Source organism: Klebsiella sp. A-Nf5, assembly GCF_002810545.1.
In the GTDB taxonomy this organism is placed as follows: domain Bacteria; phylum Pseudomonadota; class Gammaproteobacteria; order Enterobacterales; family Enterobacteriaceae; genus Klebsiella; species Klebsiella variicola.
Genome location: NZ_PIOG01000131.1, coordinates 212,648 through 229,568 on the forward strand (window position 1 = coordinate 212,648; position 16,921 = coordinate 229,568).

Consider the following 16,921-nt stretch of genomic DNA (forward strand, 5'->3'; position numbering starts at 1 on the left):
TTAAATGCCAACACTTACCGGCTTACCGACTCTCTGGGACGCAGCGAAATTGCTTGATCCTGATGGCACTTCTGCGAATGTCGCGGAGGTTCTGGATCAGGACAACGAAATGCTCTGGGATTGCCCGTTTTATGAAGGCAACCTGCCGACCGGAACGCGCATCACAACCCGTACTGGTTTACCTGCTGTGTACTGGCGCAAGCTGAACAAAGGTATTCCGGAAAGCAAGGCAACTACCGCGCAGGTAGATGAGACTACCGGTCTTCTTGAAGCCCGCTCTCAGGTTGATGTTCGGGTTGCTGCGCTGAATGGTAATACGGCAGGTTTTCGCTTCAACCAGTCTAAACCGTTCATGGAAGCGATGAACCAGAAGGCTCAATTCCAGATGCTTAACGGTACGCTTGTTGGGCAACCGGAGGCATTCCTGGGCATTGCTCCACGCTTCAGCGATTTGTCTGCGCCTAATGCCGACAACATCATCGACGCCGGCGGTACTGGTGCGAATCTCACCTCGATTTATCTCATCGGATGGGCGCCTGACAAGGTCTACGGAATTTTTCCGAAAGGTTCAAAAGCCGGTCTGACTCATCGTGATTTGGGCGAGGGCGACGCCTTTGATGATGATGGCAACCGCTTCCGGGCGCTGATGGACCTCTATACCTGGGATCTCGGTATTGCGCTGCACGACTGGCGCTACGTCGTACGCATCGCCAACATTGATGTTACCGCTCTGCGTACTAACGCTAATGCGGGTGCAAACCTCATCAAACTGATGGCTATCGCGGAAGAGCGTATCCAGTCACTGGTTGGTGTAAGCCCGGCTTATTACATGAACCGCACACTGCGCGCGATGCTGCGTCTGCAGCTGGTTGATGCCGTGAAAAACTCAACCCTGACAATGGAAATGGCTGGCGGACGTCGTGTGATGTTCTTTGGCGAGGTTCCGGTGCGCCGGGTTGACCAGTTAAAAATCGGGGAAGCTCAGGTCGTCGCCTCTTAACGGGGCGATTTTCCGGTTTACTTTTTCAGGAGATAACCATGTTTGTTGATGCCCAGCTTGAATTTTCTGACTCCCAGGCGATCACCGCCTCGGCAGCCAGCACGAATATTATCGATTTCAACCCGGCCTTTGATTACAACACAGTGATCGATGCGGGTGCTGGCGAGCCGACTTTTCTGGTTGTGACTCCGTCGGTGACATTCGCTGCCGCAGGGGCGGCCACGCTTGCGATTGAGTTACGCGCTTATGCCAACGAGGACAAAAGCGATACGCCAACCGTTATTTTTTCTACTCCAGCGAAAGCGCTGGGCAGTCTCGTCGCAGGCAAACCGGTTGTCGTGGTGGCGCTGCCTTCGGCCAATTATAAACGCTTTTTAAGCCTGCAATATACGGTGGCGACAGGCCCATTCACCGCCGGCGCAGTGGATGCCTTCATAACGAAAGATGCACAGACGTGGCGCTCTTACGCTAATAACGTTGAGTTCGCTGCGCTTAATCTCAGCATTGCTTAATTAGGGTGGAGTGAGTGCGTTTTCAGGGGCTGCGGCCCCTGCTTTTTTATGAGGTATTATGATGACCGGTCAGACAGATATCATGAATCTGGCGCTGGTTTCCTTCCTGGGATCCGACCATCTCATGGATCGTGATGAGCAGGATAAAAACACGCGCGTGATGAACCTGATTTACAACCCTCTCCTCGAAAAACTACAGCGCGAATATGCCTGGAATTTTTGCGCCCGCAGCGCCCAGCTTACCCCGTTAAACAAAACGCCTGTCATCGACTATCAATACGCTTACCAGCTGCCCGTTGATTTAATGGTACTGGTATCGGTGGGGGACAGATATTACGGGCGTGATTTCTCTGAATACGATCCCCGCCTGGTCACGGCTGAATATCGCATCGAGGGACGGGAATTGCTGACGGATCTACAGCCACCGCTTAGCGTGCGCTATCGGGCCAGAGTAACCGATGCATCACAATTCGACTCCACCTTTGTTGATGCGCTGGCTTGTATGCTGGCGGTTCGCTCCTGTAAAGCGGTGACCGGCAAGGATACGCTGGTTGAATCGCTGTTGCAGCAGTTCCAGATGATCATCGCAGGAGCCATTCGCGTAAACGCTATAGAAAAGCCCAGTGAGAAATTCCCACCTTCAACCTGGATGGAGGCTCGTTTGTAATGGCAAAAATCCGCCCTATAAAGCGCAGCTTTAATGCTGGAATACTTTCGCCTGTGATGTATGGGCAAGTAGATTTTGATAAGTGGGCCAGCGCCGTCAAGTACATGAAAAACTTCATACCGCTACCGCAGGGGCCCGCGCGTCGCCGCGGCGGGACGCAATACGCCGGTTCAGTAAAAAACAGCAGCGACCGAGTCTGGTTAGCATCATTTCAGTTTAGTACGACGGAGGCTTTTATCCTGGAGTTTGGCCCTGGATACATCCGGTTCTGGTACAACCATGCGCAACTGCTGGATGGCGATAACAACATTCTTGAAATTGATACGCCGTGGGGAGCTGATGATCTGACCCGTAACGGGAAATTTGGCCTGTCTCTGCAGCAGTCAGCAGACGTGATTTACATAACCTGCACAAATGGAAATTACCCTGTTTATAAGCTGACGCGAAACACTAATACCAACTGGAGCCTGGCAGAGGCCAGTTTTTCCGGTGGCCCATTCGCTGATATTAATTCTGACAAATCCAGCGTCGTTTACACCGACCAGTTCAGGATCTGGTCTGAGGATGGAAACGATTTGCCTGATGGCACCCCAACCACTACAAGCCTGTGTAACATCACTGCCAACACAGATATTTTTCAGACTGCGCATGTAGGGTGTCTTTTTTACATCGAAGCCAGCACTGATGCAGTGGATGATGATACCGGTCATAGCGGTTACATACCCGCCTGGGCTGCTGGCACATCAGAAACTTTCTCCGCCGGTGTTTTCTGCCGTTCAGATGGGAAATATTACGAAGACATGGACGGCACCAAGACCGGTAATACGCAGCCTACATGGACAGCTGGCGCCCACAGGGATGGAAGCGGTGGTGATGCGTCGCTCTGGCGATATTCAGGCGGTGGCTGGGGGATCATTGAGATAACAGCGGTCAATAGCGCCACATCCGCAACCGGTAAGATCGTCACTGAACTACCACCCAGCGTCAGAAACACAGTTGGGAAAACGTATAAATACGCTTTCGGTGACTGGTCTGATGTTCTCCGCTACCCCCAGTTTGCGGCATTTTTCCGGGGACGCCTGGTCTTCGCTGGCCGACAAAAAATATGGTCCAGTGTCGCTGGTGATCTGCAGAACTTCAGCCCAATGACAAATGGCTATGAGGCAGAAAGCGATGATTCGATTAATGATCGCATTGATGATACTCAGGACACCATGCAATGGCTGGTCGCCTCCGCAGGGAAAATATTTATCGGCACTGCCGGGTATGAATTCTCCTATGGCGAGCAAAGCCTGACTTCCGTTTTTGGAGCGGGTAATACAAAGGTTGAGCTGAACAGTACGATCGGCAGCAACGAAGTGCAGGCAGAGCGCCTTTTTGATCGAGTTGCGTTTGTGCAGCGTGCTGGGCGCAAGGTGATGATTGCCGCCTATGATTCGGGCAGTGACTCGTTTTCAGCAACCAATTCCTGCATTCTGGCCCCCCATCTTTTTACGTCTGAAATCATTGCACTGGCGTATCAGCAGGAGCCCAACCGGATCCTTTGGGTGTTGCTGGAAGAAGGCAAACTGCTGGGACTGACCTATGACGCAGAGCAAAACATCACCGGCTGGCATGAGCATGCTACCGGCGGTGCGGTGGAAAGTATCAAGGTCATTCCGGATATCGATGGCGGACGCGATGAGCTGTGGATGGTGGTCAGGCGTACCATTAACGGTGCGACGGTACGTTATCTGGAGTATCTGCTGCCGGAGTATGACAGCGCCTTTATTGCGCAAGCGTGGGCGAGGGTGCTGGATTGTATGGCGACGTACAACGGTGCTGCGACAACCGTTATTTCCGGGCTGGGGTTTCTGGAAGGGCAGACTGTAGCAGTCGTGACCGACGGTGCCACGCACGCATCGCGAACGGTCAGCGGAGGAAGCATCACGCTGGACTGGCCATCTTCTGTTGTTCATGTCGGTATCAATAATGCGGCTGAAATTATCACCCTGCCTCTGGAGGGGGGAATCAAGCGATTTGCCAAAGCCCGGTTGCGATTTATCGATACGCTTGGCGGTAAATTCGGCGACGAGGGCGGCAAATATCTGGATAAGCTTCGCGCGCGAGATTACTCAGACAATATGGATGAGGCGCCTCCGCTGTTTAATGGCGTGGTTACCGTTCCGTGGCCTGGCGAGTTTAATGAGAATGGAAGCATCCGTATCGTGCAGGACCTGCCGCAGCCCATGACCATCGTCAGCATCGATCCAGTAGGAGAAATGGAAGATGACTGAGCCTGTAATCGTCCATCTTGAGGAGTTCCACCTTAATGAAATATTCCCGGACTCATTACCGCCGGAGGCTGTTGCGTCGCTGGTATCTTTCCCATCGTTTGCGATGGAATACGGGAAAAAAACACTTGCCGCTGGTGGCGCCATTCAGTTAGCCCCGGGCCGGGTCAGACTCTGGTTACATACCGTACCAGATGCAGAACAGTTCCCTGTTCATATTTTCCGTGCTGCACTGCGGTTTACCGAAATAGCGTTATCCGAAAATTATCGAGTGGAATGCATCTGCGCCGATAACCTGTCTGCCCGCGTTGCAAAAATGCTCAGTTACCAGCAGGACGCTATTATCCGCAATTATCAGCCTGGCTGTGACGCCAGATTATTTTCAATCGTGAGGTGATCATGCTGTTTAAACGCAAATTCACACTGGAAACTGACCCGGCATCATGGGCTGCTGGTGCCGCTGTTCTGTCGGCTGGTGCAGGAACTTATTCAGCCATCTCCAGCGCAAATAAAAAAGGAAGCGTCATAAAGCCATCGGCGCAGGTTACGCAGGATGCTTCAGTTGCTGAATCCGATGACCTGCTGCGCCGCCGGCAGCGGCAGGGGAACCAAAGCAACGTAACGGGAGCTTCGGGAACCGCTGCTAATACTTCAGGCCAGAAGACGCTGCTGGGTGGCTGATGATCGTTCCGTTTGAGCCCTGGCACCTGGTAGCCATTACGCCGCAACCACATCAGATCGGCAGTATCAGGACTGAACAGCACGCCGGGAACATTGCCAGTGTCGGCGCGTTTACCTGTTTGCACAATGGCCAGCCTGTGGCAATAGGTGGCATCGTACCCGCGGAAAAGTACGGACTGGTATTTGACTCCGGCATAGGGTACGCCTGGATGATGATTTCGGCCGGGATTACTCACCTCTGGCCGGAGATATTCAGGGCAACGCGCCGGGAATTACACCGGGCGCTGGCGAACTATCATCGCATCGAGGCCAGCACCACATTCCCGGAAGGCGAAAGAATGCTGGCGATGCTGGGTATGCGATGTGAGGGGCATCTGAAGAAATTTAACCACAGGGGAGAGGATTCTTCACTGTGGGCGATAACGAGGTGATCTATGGATTCTGTAAACTGGCAGACGGTCGGCGACAGTTTCAAAAATAATGCAGTACCAATAGCGCAAACCTCAAGCTCTGCGTTAAATGCATTCTCATCACTCAGCAGCGCGCGCCAGCAATCAAATAACCTGAACACTAACGCGCAGCTGCTTGACCAGCAGGCTAACCAGGCCATTTTAAATGCTGGACAGCAGTCGGCGCTTATTCGCCGTCGTGGTGCCCAGTTCCAGGGAGATCAGGATGCGCGTATTGCTGCGAGCGGTACCGGCTTTGGTGGCACGAATGCGCTGCTGCGCCGGCAGACCTCGCTCAACATCCAGGAGGATGCAAACGCCGTTGCTAACGAAGGCATTCTCCAGTCTGATGCCCTGAAGAATCAGGCCAGTGCCATGCGTCAGCAGTCTAAAGCTGCACGACCGGGCTTACTGGGCTATTTGGGAGCAGGTACATCAGTGGCGTCAACGTTTCTCGGGGCGAAGTACGGGAAGAAGACATAGCAACCTGTTTCGCCCAGTTGAGCACGCAAGCCAAAGCCAAACGAAATAAATTTGCCCAGTAAATAGCGCCCAACGTACTTTCCTCCTGAAACCCAAACAGGAGGAAAGACCATGAATCAGCTGACCAAAACCAAACCTATCCTTTTAACCTACGCACAACGCGAAGCACTGGAAATTATCCAGAGTGAAGAGCGGGCGCGTTCTCCCTACGGCGCAGCGCCATCAATCCCCGAACTGGTGCGTAGCCTGCTTGATATAGCGCTGAAGGATGTCTACGCGGGCATTGAAAAGCAGAAAGAAATAAAGGCGCAGCAGGAAGATTTGGAAAAACTGCTAGCCACCGCGCCGGTAGCAGAAGAAGCGACAAAGGATTTTCTTGCTACACGTAATTCTCTGCTCCAGCAGGAACATGGGGCAGCCCCCGGCTCATTAAATTACATGGGCGCAACTATGCTTACTGAAACAAAACCAGAGGAAGCGTAAATGCCACAACTTCCTTTTTACAACCGTCAGGTGACGACTCAGGGCCTCGGAGCGGGTCCTGTTAACCTCCCCAACTCTACTACTGATCAGCAGTTTTTAGACGAAGGGTCCGACGCAGCGTCGAGAGCTGCGGTATCAATCCAGTCCCATCTGGATGATACTTCTGTACAGGATAATCTCCTGAAGCTTACGTATAGCCGTTACAACCTTGCAGAAGAACAACAAAAGAAATTGGGGATTAATGCCGATGGATCATCTGATCAAGCACTTTCCCAGTTTGACGATTACGCCGCCACCCTCAGGCAAAATATCCCTCAGTCCCGTATGGAGGAGTGGGACAGACAGGCTGCCATCACTCGCCTTCAACTCCAGAGCACAACCGACACACATGAGCTTGACCAGCACCAGGCATTCAAGCGCGGGCAGTATGAGGGCAACCGGGAAATGGCTATTGCGGATGCTCAGACGTTCCGTGCTGATACGCCAAACTATCAACTTACCTTAGCCAGAATGAAAGACAATATCACTTCTTATGGGCAATCTAACGGTTGGTCGCAAGAGCTGATAGATGGTGAAATTCGTAAAACTGAGCAGCAAATGTCTCAGAACGCCACACAGGCATACATTGCTGACTGGCGGACCAAACAACTGACATCACCAACCACCTTCACACCTGGTGACCTTTCGTCTGACAAAGTTTTCTCAGCGATGATCCCTGCGGAATCTGGCGGACGGCAGTTTAATGGCAATGGTCAAACGCTTACCTCGCCGGCTGGCGCCATGGGGATAGCGCAGGTCCTCCCAGCAACAGCTGAAGAAACGGCCAAAAAACATGGCATGCAGTGGGATCCACAACGCTTTATGTCTGACGCCAGTTACAACATGCAAATAGGTCAGCTATATCACCAGGATCTTACCAAAAAATACGGAGGTAACCAGGCGCTCGCGGTAGCTGCATATAACGCCGGGCCGGGTGCGGTAGATGACTGGATTAACGGTACGAATAAAGCCGGAAAAAATCCGGCGCTCCTTCGTTTAGGGGATCCCAATAAAGGGGAGATTTCCAGCGATCAGTTTATTGCCGGGATACCTTTTAGCGAAACCCGTAATTACACCATGAATGTTTTAAGCCGTGCTCAGTCTTTGCCGCCGGAAGCTGAGATATCGCAGATCCAGAAAATGCCCTGGTATCAGAATGCGAGTCCGGAGCAGAAGAGCCAGTTTTTAGGTCAGGTATCCGCTGAAGTAAACCGGCAGCGCGCATACGGCATGCAGAACCTGCAGGACACCATGCAAAATAATATGGCTCAGATGCAGAACGGGATCATGCCCACACGTGACGTCACTCGCCAGGAATATCTCTCATATCTGCCGCAGGGAGCAACAGCGCCGCAGCTTGAACAATACAACCGCCAGTATGATGAGTATGAAGCGACAAAAGCGCTGGTGCCGACATATAACACGATAATGACCCAACCCGTCGCGATGGCGCAGCAGAGCGTTCAGGCGCTTTACCCGCAACCTAACGACCCTGACTTTGATCGCAAGTTGTCTTTATACCAGAAAGCTACCGCCCAGTTGCAGCAGGTAACTCAACAGCGCAAAAGTGATCCCGGCGCGTGGTTTATGAAAAACTCGCCACTTGTGCAGCAGGCATATAACTCATGGCAACAAAACCCCGCCGATCCTGCTATGGCACAGTCATTTATTGCTTCGGTGCAGTCAGAGAAAAGTCGATTCGGTATCAGCAGTCAGAAGGTGCTTCCTGACTCGATAGCGCAGGCTATGGCTGAAGGATTTAACAACAACAAAGAAACAACGGTTGAATCCATCAGGCAGCAGCTGAACGCGTTTGGGCCATATTCGCAGGCGGTCGGCCGACAGATTATGGGGCAAAGTAAAAATGGTCCTCTGGTTGGTGCATTATCAGCTGGAAATCCGCGGGCAAGTGTACCGTTGTGGCAGGAAAGAAACACGCCAACGTCAGCCCTGAAAGAGTCAGTCGTTGCAAAAAATGGAAAGGGGTCAGACACCTCCGTTATGCAAGAATGGGCCGATGCGTCTGCAGGTTTCCGTCAGACGATGCTTGTGCAGCCCGGCGGTGCAGGAAGCTGGTCAACGCTTGACGAACAGGGGCAGCGGCTGACGATGATCAACGTATTACGTGGAATGGATGCAGGTGCTGCGGCAAAGCAGGCTGCTGCCGATATGTTCACCAGTCAATACACTGTCAACGATACATATCGCGTTCCAACTTATCTTGGCTATCAACCAGATTACATCGCCCGCGGTGCCAGCCTGTTTAAAGATAAGCTGACAGCAGATCAGCTTCAGCCTCTTAATTTCGGGAGTAAAACGCCCGACGAATTCACCAAATCACAAACGCTTTATGAGGTAAAAAATAACGCCCACTGGGTAAATAACTCGGATGATACCGGTCTGGTGCTGTATCTGGGCAATAACGTACAGAATGACGCCAGTGGAAATCCGATTACCGTTAGCTTTGCGGATCTCGACAAAATGGCGAAAGCTGACCCATCCTGGTGGCAGAGCGTTAAAAAATTCGCATCCCGGGAGACGACGTATACTCCAGGGACTGAAAGAGATGCGCGAGCGCAGAATCTTCAGGGATTACGTGAAACGTACGGCGGCCAGTCGCAAAGCGGCCCATCCTTTTCTGAAGGAATGAGGGACACCAATGCCAATATTCGTTGATGATGGTGACGGAGGTTCAGGCCTGCAGCAGCCAGGTAGTAACTTTGAAAGCGGATTTGGTCAGGCTTTGGGGGCTGCTTTTTCTGAAGGAATGCGCTCAGGACCAGCCAACGCTGGAAGTCGGTTTTTTGAATCCGAGGCCTATGCTAATGATCCTACATCTCCTTTAGTAGATCAGCAGACGGCTCAGCAAAAGTTTGACTCTCTGGGCATCAAAAATATCAAAATACCCGAACAGGGTGTAACACAGGCGTATCTGGACCATGTAACCGAGACAAGCCGGGCGACACAGGAGCGGCGAGCAATATTGCAGTCCGCGCCTTCCGGCGTAGCAACACCTCTTATTTTTACCGCGGGGCTGGCTGGCGCAATGACGGATCCGGGTAACCTTGCTCTGGGGTTTGTTCCAGGTCTTGGGGAGGTGAGAGCGGCCAGCGTTGCTGGTCGATTTGCACAGCGATTTGTACAGGGTGCCAGCGCCGGTGCCGTCCAGTCTCTGGTTGCTGAACCTATTAATGCCCTGGCATCAGCGTCTGAAGGTGATGATTACACCCTCGGCCAGGCAGTGGAAAATTTCTTCATGAACACGATAGCCGGCGGTGGACTGCATGCCTTTGGCGGTGCCATTCGTGATTCAATAGCCGCCAGGCGTCAGCAGCGTTTACAGCAGGATAACCCGCAGGCGGTTTCTGACGCTGCGCCAGCAGGGCAGGCGGATATCGTTAATGCCGCTGGGCTCACTCCGGACAACACTCCTGTATTGCGTGACAGTTTTGCCGACGCACAGGCTGACTTGGCCCGAACCATTAACACTGGCCTTGATGATTATGCCTGGCAGCGTGCATGGAACGAAACTATTCAGCCCTATCGTGATTCTCTCTCCGGGCAGCTTGACGGGCAGTCGCCCCGCATTGCCGACATCAACCGGCAGATTGCCGAAAATGAAGTCTCGTTGCAGCAGTCAGATCAGCAATTCCGTGACCTGGCAAAACAGTATCAGGGCCAGCGCATGAGCCGCAAGCAGGCGGAAGCACGTGCGCGAAAAGATATTGAGCAAATCCGCCAAAACACTGAGGAATCGACAGCACGGTTACGCGAAGAAATTTCTGCCAACCGGGACGCAGAAATCTCACGCGGCAAATTACACCAGCTTGAGCGTGGGGAAATTCCGGATGATCTGGCAAGTCTGATTGAAGCCAGGGCCGGGCAGATCAAACAAGGGTTGCAGGTTTCTCCGCTGGTTGGAGGTGTAAGAACCGCGTCTGAGCGTTTCAGCGATGCGAATATCTTTGTTCGCCAGAATGCACTGAGGTCTGCGATTCGCCAGGCAGTAGACGGTTACAATCCTGATATTGAGGATTTTTTCCGTCTTGCAGATCCGGCGGAACGTAACGCTGCACTCAATCGCCTGAAGATGCAGGCTGATAACCAGCGGCATTCTGATGCGGCCGCACGTGCAGCCAGCACAGATGCAGAACAAACCATCCAGCAGCGCGGAGACGACGAACTGCGGGCAGCGCAAGAAGACCTGCAGTCTGAAATGGAACTGGCCCAGGCGCATTTTAATGGACTGGAAAATCAGGCAGAAATAAACGCCCACCTTGCTGAAATTCAGGCTGGGGCCGGGGATATGAGTTTTGCTCAGGCTGCACGCGCATTTGCTGCCTGTATGTTGAGGAGAGCCATCTAATGGCACAGGGTGAATTTCTGACAGCCTGCGAGCAGGCAGTAAACACGGCGGCCGGGCGCCAGCTCGGTGAGGATGAGATGCAGGAGCTGGTTACCCGTATGGAATCTACTGTCGCGCGTATACGGGCAGAAAATCAGGGGTTATCCCTGGAGGAAGCTGCTCTCCGTGCTGCTGATGAAGTGGCGCGTGATGATGCGCTGGCGAAGCACATCGAAGCGCGAAACCGGGTTATCAATCTTCGCCTGATGCATGAGAACCTTCAGCGTATTGATGCCTTCGGTGGACGCCCTGATCTCGCTTTGTCCGCTATCATGGTGGGGCGCAATGAGGCTGTAGCCGGTTCCCGTGACAGCGCGTTTAATAACATGCGCCAGCTGCGCGATCACTACATTTCCGGTCTTGCCAATGATCTGGAAGCGCAGGGGGTTTTACCTGTTTTTGCTAATGGTTCACTGGATCAGAATATTGCTGATGCTATGTGGCGGTTGGGAAACAACCTCGATGTGGGGCATATTCCGGAAGACGCAATCAAAATTGCCCGCGTGCTGGAGAAGTGGCAGGAAAAAGCCCGCATCGATGCAAACCGTGCTGGCGCGTCGATTGGCAAACTGCCCGGTTATATTGCCCGCCAGTCTCACGATATCCATAAAATTCGCACCGCAGGCTTTGAGGCCTGGCGTGATGCCATCCTCCCGGAGCTTGACCATCGTACTTTCGAAGGTCTGGACGTTAACGGTCAAAACGGCGTGACCGTTCGAAAAGCGGCGGTGATGACGGAAGACCAGATTTACGGACGTGCCCGCCCGGCCAAACCACTGAAACCTGAAAACGTGGGAGCGCTGGCGCAGCGTGCTGATGGACGTTTTTATATCAAAGGTATTGTCAGCGAAAATGTCGATCTCATGCGCGGTAACGGGCAGGTGGTGCGGGCGAATTTCCGCAATGGTGATTTGCTGGCTAACGGGCAGGATATCGATCTCGGTGATATCGTTGGTTTCCGGAATGACGGCGGCGAGTGGGTGAGCGTCGCCGGGCGGATCCCGCGTTTTGATCCGGCGACGCCGGGCGGACTGTCGCCATCACAGGCGGTCATCGATGATTTTTTGCATAACGTTTACGTGGGGCTGTCTTCCGGCGTCCATTTACGTACTGACCGCCCGGACTGGATGACGGGTTTTAAAGGCGGTAGCACCAACGTTGCGCGCCGGGCGAGCCAGGAACGCGTATTGCATTTCAAAGACGGGCTGTCGTGGTACCGCTACAACGATAAATTTGGCGTGGGTAACTTGCGTGAAGCCGTGGGGAGCGGTCTTATTCATTCAGCTGAAACTACCGGACTGATGCGGCGTATGGGGACCAATCCGGAAAACATGTTTAATGAGCTTGCCGACCGGATCGAACAGCGCTACAAAGCCGCGAAAGATGATAATGCGTTGAATAAATTCCGCCAGAAACGAAACACATCTTTGACCAATCAGTTAAAGGAAATCACCGGGCAAACCAACATTCCCGGTAATGCCGCGCTCGCCAGGGTCGCAGCAACAACCCGCGCGATAGAAACCATGATGAAGCTCGGCGGTTCAATGATTTCATCATTCAATGATATCGCTACCCAGGCTATGGAGATGCGCTATCAGGGACGAAATATGTTGGGCTCTGTCTGGGAAGCTACGGCCAATAAAGTCCAGCTAACACGCTGGAAAAATGCGGAGCGTCAGCAGGTTCTTAAATCGATCGGGTTACATGCTGATGCGATGAAAGATGAGCTAATTTATCGCTTCAGCGCTGACAATTCGATGCCTGGTAGAGTTAACCGCGCGATGCGCAATTATTTCCGGTTGAACCTTCAAAGCTGGTGGACGAATAGCAGCCGCTACAGTACCGGCATGATGGTTTCTGAATGGATGGGAGCGCACGCCGGAAAATCATTCCGTGATGTGCCGGAAGAACTGCGCCGGGTTCTATCGATGCATGGCATTGAAGAAAACGAGTGGGCAGCGCTCAGCAAAATGAAACTGCACGCAGCGGACGGTAACGCCTACATGACTCCTGACGGAGTAGCAGATATACCTCGAACAGATATAGAGAATTACCTCACCAACCGCGGGATAAAAATCAATGATCGTTCAGTAGAATACGCTCGCGAGCTTCTCTCCGATAAGGTGCGCGGTTATATACTCGATCGCGTTGGCGTAGCTCTGAACGAACCGGATGCACGCACAATGTCGATCATGAAGCAGGGTATGCAGCGAGGCACTGCCTATGGCGAAATGCTGCGATTTGCATGGCAGTTTAAATCTTTTACAGCCAGCTTTATGCAGAACGCGATCGGTCGAGAGCTCTACGGGCGTGGTTATGATTTTGGTTCACTAAGCCAGAATAATACCTTTCGCAATAACGCTCTGATCCGGGCGATGCGTAATGGAAACGGTGAGCTGATGGGCATTGCTCAGCTTTTCCTGTGGGCGACGGCGTTCGGTTATCTCTCCATGCAAACGAAGCTGATGCTTAGGGGCCAGACCCCGCGCCCTGCCGACAATGTCAGTACATGGACAGCAGCCATGGCGCAGGGCGGTGGGCTGGGTATTCTGGGGGATTTCCTATTTGGGGAGTACAACCGGTTCGGAAATACCCCGGCGACGTCGCTGGCTGGTCCGTTTGCATCAGATGCAGCACAACTGGTTAATCTTTTTGGACTGACGAAACAGGGGGATGCAAAAGCCGCTGATTACTTCAACTTTGCGATAAACCACACGCCGTACATGAACCTGCATGTGGTGCGCCCGGTGATGGACTTCCTGATCCTGAACCAGATGCGGGAATGGATGTCGCCTGGATCTTTGCAACGCTACCAGCAGCGCGTGAAGGAAGAGCAGGGAAACGACTTTATTATCCCGCCTTCGCAGTTTATGTTGGGACGATAATCAGTAATCCCTGAACCCAAATTTTTGCAGGATTTTATTGATGCCGATAGTGGAATACCAAGCGATACATAATCCTGCAACAGTTCCGATTACTGCAAAAGGGCCACACAGAATGTTCAGCAGTGAAAACCCATCATTCAGAACGGTAACAAAGCTGATTGCTATAGCAATACCGATCGCGAGATATATTACCTGGCTGTACTCACGGTTCATTATTATCCACCATTACAGAAGTATCTTTTTAATATAACAGATAATCAGCCCACTTAGGTGGGCTTAACTTCTTCCTCGATAAGAATCCCAGCAACTTTTACACCATGACATCAATCCGTCCGCATTGTTAGCATTCTTATAGTAACTGGTTCGTTTGCGGCGGATCTCGCAAATTGGACACCATTTGGTGTGCCTAGTGTTTTTGGGGCCATCAAGACAATGGGCGCACCATGTGGTGTAACCATCATGATGGGACTTGCTCGACTTTCTGAACTTATCCATCGGTAGATTGCGACTGCATCTGGTACACACTTTTCTGTGTTCCACCGGCGCAGATTCGGTTTTAGGTGTGATTTGTTTCTGCTCAACTCTTGGCAATGGGTTGACTATCTTCTCCACAGGTCTGCTTGATGCAACAGGCTGTGTTTGGTTTTGCCTTAGAGACTCAATAGCTTTTTGCTTAGCTAGTTGTTTGTAGTAATCAGATATCACCGCGTTGTCATAATCCGGCTGTGCGACGTTCACTGTATTTGGTTTAGTGTATTGGGTTGATACACTGTCTATAACCTGTCGTTCACGTATGCTGATTTCGCCGTCATCCGTTTTTATCTTGCGATCTCTGGTTATCTCAGTTCTGTTTGTCACTCTGGTTTTGTTCTGGTTGATGAGGTACAAAATCACAACCACAACGCCCACCACAACCCAAAAAATTTCCATATGGTAATGCTCTTAAAAATTCGTGATAGGTAGAAACATAATCTGACATTTGACAAGATAAAACCCTGATATTTAAACAGTGGTGTGCTGCGTGGTGAAATGTACTGCGGCATAAATAAGCCCACCGCATGGTGGGCTTTATCATTACTGCCCGCCCGGGCGAGAGTCAGCCGAACGACCACCACAACGTGAACCGTCAGCAGCGGTATCGTCAGGATGCTGGCAGTTTCCGGCGTACGCCTGCGTTACAGATCCCAAAGAGAGCATAACAAATAACACAGCGAATAATTTTTTCATGTTTTTCCTTGTGTGTAGTTTCTGAAACCTGATTAAGAGCAGGTACCACCTTTATGATGGGAGCCCGTTCCTCCATGCGGATGGGTGCCTTTCGGGCAAGCCATCGCCGACACTGACATCACACCAAACACCGCAACCAGTAACAGAGTAATTATTTTTTTCATTCGTCATTCCTTAATCATTGCCATAGGGATAATCCCAAAACCACTATAGCACCTGTTTCATTTCATGAATCCTGAAAAATGATCAGCTTTTGCCCAGTGTGAGAGGCCCTATCAAAATCTTCCTTGCCACTTAAATCAGCCATCCCGGCCGGGAGGTAAGGAACGATGAAAATGACACACAGAGTTTCCGAGGTCATCACCTACGGGACGTCAACAGTCAGCGCTACGTATTGGTTTTCGCAGCTGCTTGATTCATACACCCCCGGCCAGTGGGCAGCTATTGGCGTCATTGGCAGCTTGGTGTTCACCGCTTTGACCTTTCTCGTAAATATCTACTTCAAATGGCTCGCGTATCGCCGCGGCAAGTTCTCGGAAGAATAATATGGCTTCGACCAAAGCAAAGCTCAGTGCAGCCATGCTGGCGCTAATTGCCGCCGGTGCATCCGCGCCAACGCTCATGGATCAGTTCCTGAACGAGAAAGAGGGCAACAGTCTAACTGCATACCTTGACGGATCTGGTGTCTGGACGATTTGTCGGGGGGCAACCCGCATTGACGGCAAGCCAGTAACGAAGGGTATGAAGTTGACGCAGGCCAAATGCGATCAGGTAAACGCTATTGAGCGTAACAAGGCGCTGGCGTGGGTTGACCAGAACATCAGGGTTCCGCTGACGGCACCACAGAAAGTTGGTATCGCCAGCTTCTGTCCGTACAACATCGGACCGGGGAAATGTTTCCCCAGCACGTTCTACCGCAAGCTTAATGCGGGCGACCGTAAAGGGGCGTGCTCTGAAATTCGTCGTTGGATCTTTGATGGTGGCCGTGACTGCCGCCTCACCAAAGGCCAGAAGAAAGGTTGCTACGGTCAGGTTGAGCGACGTGACCAGGAAAGCGCCTTGACGTGTTGGGGGATCGATAAGTGAAACCAGAATCCATCGCCGCGGCAGTTATTATGCTTCTTCTTATCATCGGGCTCACAATCGCCGCAGGGCTGGGCTATCGATATAGCTCGGCATCCAGCAGAGCTGAAACGGCTGAAAGTCAGGTGACGCTGCAGGCAAGGGTTATCCAAATACAGGCGGATAATATCGCTGCTTTTCAAACTATAAGCGGCGATGTCCAGGAAAAAAACAGGGCAGTAGATGCCGGTACAGAGGAAAAAACCATTGAATATCGAACGATTCTCAAGCGCGAAAAAACGTGTGATATGCCTGTTCCTGCTGACGTTTCTGGTGGGTTGCTCGAATACACGAACAGTTTACGTTCCAGCGCAGTGCACGCCTATACCGACGGATCTGACAAGCCCAGTACTGGCACCATTACCGCCGGCGAACTGACATATTGCCAGGCTGTTTTATGGATAACCCCATTACTTGCTGCCATTGAAAAAGCAAATAACCAGCTGGCTGGTATTCGCCAGATTGAACAGAAAAGACAGGAGACAAAATGACGAACGTGCAAATGGGCTTACTTTACTTCAGCGTAGTGGTATCGGCTCTATATCTGGTAGCGGGCGGTTACAAGTCAATCCGGGCCTACTTCCAGAAAAAATTTGATGATGCTGTCGCAGCCAAAGCATCGGAAACCACCGAGAAATAACCCCTCAGGGCCGCATATTGCGGCCTTACTTTTGCCCAGCTTCAAAACGATTCTG

General features: G+C 52.0%; 20 protein-coding genes. 16 read left to right on the forward strand and 4 right to left on the reverse strand.

The genetic code is table 11. The annotated features are described in order from the left end of the window. Positions 1 to 4: 4 nt before the first annotated feature. From CWM53_RS13665 to CWM53_RS13720, 12 genes are all read left to right on the forward strand, one after another. The gene (locus CWM53_RS13665; protein WP_004191051.1) at positions 5 to 1,000 is read left to right on the forward strand and encodes a major capsid protein; all 996 of its coding nucleotides are present in this window, start codon (positions 5 to 7) and stop codon (positions 998 to 1,000) included. Positions 1,001 to 1,038: 38 nt separating this feature from the next. Beyond that, positions 1,039 to 1,512: a Bbp16 family capsid cement protein gene (locus CWM53_RS13670; RefSeq protein WP_100729764.1), complete on the forward strand. Its 474-nt coding sequence runs from the start codon at positions 1,039 to 1,041 to the stop codon at positions 1,510 to 1,512. 61 nt (positions 1,513 to 1,573) lie between these two features. Further along, positions 1,574 to 2,179 carry a hypothetical protein gene (locus CWM53_RS13675; RefSeq protein ID WP_100729819.1) on the forward strand — a complete coding sequence of 202 codons (606 nt, stop codon included), beginning with the start codon at positions 1,574 to 1,576 and terminating at the stop codon, positions 2,177 to 2,179. Then, positions 2,179 to 4,455, forward strand: coding sequence for a hypothetical protein (locus CWM53_RS13680; RefSeq protein WP_100729763.1), 2,277 nt, complete (start codon positions 2,179 to 2,181; stop codon positions 4,453 to 4,455). The genes CWM53_RS13675 and CWM53_RS13680 overlap by 1 nt, the downstream gene beginning before the upstream one ends. Beyond that, positions 4,448 to 4,849, forward strand: coding sequence for a hypothetical protein (locus CWM53_RS13685; protein ID WP_100729762.1), 402 nt, complete (start codon positions 4,448 to 4,450; stop codon positions 4,847 to 4,849). The genes CWM53_RS13680 and CWM53_RS13685 overlap by 8 nt, the downstream gene beginning before the upstream one ends. A gap of 2 nt (positions 4,850 to 4,851) precedes the next feature. Then, positions 4,852 to 5,133, forward strand: coding sequence for a hypothetical protein (locus CWM53_RS13690; RefSeq protein ID WP_016197572.1), 282 nt, complete (start codon positions 4,852 to 4,854; stop codon positions 5,131 to 5,133). Continuing rightward, positions 5,133 to 5,564, forward strand: a complete 432-nt coding sequence (locus tag CWM53_RS31945) for a hypothetical protein (RefSeq protein WP_022644612.1) — start codon at positions 5,133 to 5,135, stop codon at positions 5,562 to 5,564. The genes CWM53_RS13690 and CWM53_RS31945 overlap by 1 nt, the downstream gene beginning before the upstream one ends. Before the next feature lie 3 nt (positions 5,565 to 5,567). Next, on the forward strand, positions 5,568 to 6,065 hold the full coding sequence (locus CWM53_RS13700) for a hypothetical protein (RefSeq protein ID WP_100729761.1): 498 nt from the start codon (positions 5,568 to 5,570) through the stop codon (positions 6,063 to 6,065). Between the two features lie 111 nt (positions 6,066 to 6,176). Continuing rightward, a complete protein-coding gene (locus CWM53_RS13705) occupies positions 6,177 to 6,548 on the forward strand; it encodes a hypothetical protein (RefSeq protein WP_100729760.1) in 372 nt (123 codons plus the stop codon). Further along, positions 6,549 to 9,263, forward strand: a complete 2,715-nt coding sequence (locus CWM53_RS13710; RefSeq protein WP_100729759.1) for a transglycosylase SLT domain-containing protein — start codon at positions 6,549 to 6,551, stop codon at positions 9,261 to 9,263. Beyond that, positions 9,247 to 10,953: a hypothetical protein gene (locus tag CWM53_RS13715; RefSeq protein WP_226649875.1), complete on the forward strand. Its 1,707-nt coding sequence runs from the start codon at positions 9,247 to 9,249 to the stop codon at positions 10,951 to 10,953. Before CWM53_RS13710 ends, CWM53_RS13715 begins: the two co-directional genes overlap by 17 nt. Beyond that, entirely contained in the window at positions 10,953 to 13,877 is a 2,925-nt protein-coding gene (locus tag CWM53_RS13720; protein WP_100729757.1) for a hypothetical protein, read from the forward strand. Before CWM53_RS13715 ends, CWM53_RS13720 begins: the two co-directional genes overlap by 1 nt. On the opposite strand, the gene CWM53_RS13725 is transcribed toward CWM53_RS13720, so the two are convergent. From CWM53_RS13725 to CWM53_RS32160, 4 genes are all read right to left on the reverse strand, one after another. Beyond that, positions 13,878 to 14,090 carry a hypothetical protein gene (locus CWM53_RS13725; RefSeq protein WP_032451348.1) on the reverse strand — a complete coding sequence of 71 codons (213 nt, stop codon included), beginning with the start codon at positions 14,088 to 14,090 and terminating at the stop codon, positions 13,878 to 13,880. Positions 14,091 to 14,153: 63 nt separating this feature from the next. Continuing rightward, entirely contained in the window at positions 14,154 to 14,807 is a 654-nt protein-coding gene (locus CWM53_RS13730) for a hypothetical protein (protein ID WP_009308364.1), read from the reverse strand. Between the two features lie 144 nt (positions 14,808 to 14,951). Continuing rightward, positions 14,952 to 15,104, reverse strand: coding sequence for a transmembrane anchored protein (locus CWM53_RS32220; protein WP_071786703.1), 153 nt, complete (start codon positions 15,102 to 15,104; stop codon positions 14,952 to 14,954). Positions 15,105 to 15,136: 32 nt separating this feature from the next. After that, positions 15,137 to 15,268 (reverse strand): hypothetical protein, encoded by a 132-nt coding sequence (locus CWM53_RS32160; protein ID WP_023343144.1) that lies wholly within the window; start codon positions 15,266 to 15,268, stop codon positions 15,137 to 15,139. 165 nt (positions 15,269 to 15,433) lie between these two features. Here CWM53_RS32160 and CWM53_RS13740 point away from each other — a divergent pair, with 165 nt between their 5' ends. From CWM53_RS13740 to CWM53_RS13755, 4 genes are read left to right on the forward strand one after another with little or no spacing between them, the layout of a single operon-like run. Then, positions 15,434 to 15,649 carry a phage holin gene (locus CWM53_RS13740; RefSeq protein WP_004199490.1) on the forward strand — a complete coding sequence of 72 codons (216 nt, stop codon included), beginning with the start codon at positions 15,434 to 15,436 and terminating at the stop codon, positions 15,647 to 15,649. 1 nt (position 15,650) lies between these two features. Then, complete coding sequence (locus CWM53_RS13745; protein WP_004199518.1) at positions 15,651 to 16,190, forward strand: lysozyme; 540 nt, start codon at positions 15,651 to 15,653, stop codon at positions 16,188 to 16,190. Continuing rightward, the gene (locus tag CWM53_RS13750; RefSeq protein WP_009308366.1) at positions 16,187 to 16,717 is read left to right on the forward strand and encodes a hypothetical protein; all 531 of its coding nucleotides are present in this window, start codon (positions 16,187 to 16,189) and stop codon (positions 16,715 to 16,717) included. The genes CWM53_RS13745 and CWM53_RS13750 overlap by 4 nt, the downstream gene beginning before the upstream one ends. After that, entirely contained in the window at positions 16,714 to 16,866 is a 153-nt protein-coding gene (locus CWM53_RS13755) for a DUF1378 family protein (RefSeq protein WP_004199504.1), read from the forward strand. The genes CWM53_RS13750 and CWM53_RS13755 overlap by 4 nt, the downstream gene beginning before the upstream one ends. Positions 16,867 to 16,921 lie beyond the last annotated feature (55 nt).

What these genes read in the sequence shown, in the direction of transcription:
- CWM53_RS13665 (WP_004191051.1), top strand. Translation starts at nt 5, where the DNA reads ATGCCAACACTTACCGGCTTACCGACTCTCTGGGACGCAGCGAAATTG.
- CWM53_RS13670 (WP_100729764.1), top strand. Translation starts at nt 1,039, where the DNA reads ATGTTTGTTGATGCCCAGCTTGAATTTTCTGACTCCCAGGCGATCACC.
- CWM53_RS13675 (WP_100729819.1), top strand. Translation starts at nt 1,574, where the DNA reads ATGACCGGTCAGACAGATATCATGAATCTGGCGCTGGTTTCCTTCCTG.
- CWM53_RS13680 (WP_100729763.1), top strand. Translation starts at nt 2,179, where the DNA reads ATGGCAAAAATCCGCCCTATAAAGCGCAGCTTTAATGCTGGAATACTT.
- CWM53_RS13685 (WP_100729762.1), top strand. Translation starts at nt 4,448, where the DNA reads ATGACTGAGCCTGTAATCGTCCATCTTGAGGAGTTCCACCTTAATGAA.
- CWM53_RS13690 (WP_016197572.1), top strand. Translation starts at nt 4,852, where the DNA reads ATGCTGTTTAAACGCAAATTCACACTGGAAACTGACCCGGCATCATGG.
- CWM53_RS31945 (WP_022644612.1), top strand. Translation starts at nt 5,133, where the DNA reads ATGATCGTTCCGTTTGAGCCCTGGCACCTGGTAGCCATTACGCCGCAA.
- CWM53_RS13700 (WP_100729761.1), top strand. Translation starts at nt 5,568, where the DNA reads ATGGATTCTGTAAACTGGCAGACGGTCGGCGACAGTTTCAAAAATAAT.
- CWM53_RS13705 (WP_100729760.1), top strand. Translation starts at nt 6,177, where the DNA reads ATGAATCAGCTGACCAAAACCAAACCTATCCTTTTAACCTACGCACAA.
- CWM53_RS13710 (WP_100729759.1), top strand. Translation starts at nt 6,549, where the DNA reads ATGCCACAACTTCCTTTTTACAACCGTCAGGTGACGACTCAGGGCCTC.
- CWM53_RS13715 (WP_226649875.1), top strand. Translation starts at nt 9,247, where the DNA reads ATGCCAATATTCGTTGATGATGGTGACGGAGGTTCAGGCCTGCAGCAG.
- CWM53_RS13720 (WP_100729757.1), top strand. Translation starts at nt 10,953, where the DNA reads ATGGCACAGGGTGAATTTCTGACAGCCTGCGAGCAGGCAGTAAACACG.
- CWM53_RS13725 (WP_032451348.1), bottom strand. Translation starts at nt 14,090, where the DNA reads ATGAACCGTGAGTACAGCCAGGTAATATATCTCGCGATCGGTATTGCT.
- CWM53_RS13730 (WP_009308364.1), bottom strand. Translation starts at nt 14,807, where the DNA reads ATGGAAATTTTTTGGGTTGTGGTGGGCGTTGTGGTTGTGATTTTGTAC.
- CWM53_RS32220 (WP_071786703.1), bottom strand. Translation starts at nt 15,104, where the DNA reads ATGAAAAAATTATTCGCTGTGTTATTTGTTATGCTCTCTTTGGGATCT.
- CWM53_RS32160 (WP_023343144.1), bottom strand. Translation starts at nt 15,268, where the DNA reads ATGAAAAAAATAATTACTCTGTTACTGGTTGCGGTGTTTGGTGTGATG.
- CWM53_RS13740 (WP_004199490.1), top strand. Translation starts at nt 15,434, where the DNA reads ATGAAAATGACACACAGAGTTTCCGAGGTCATCACCTACGGGACGTCA.
- CWM53_RS13745 (WP_004199518.1), top strand. Translation starts at nt 15,651, where the DNA reads ATGGCTTCGACCAAAGCAAAGCTCAGTGCAGCCATGCTGGCGCTAATT.
- CWM53_RS13755 (WP_004199504.1), top strand. Translation starts at nt 16,714, where the DNA reads ATGACGAACGTGCAAATGGGCTTACTTTACTTCAGCGTAGTGGTATCG.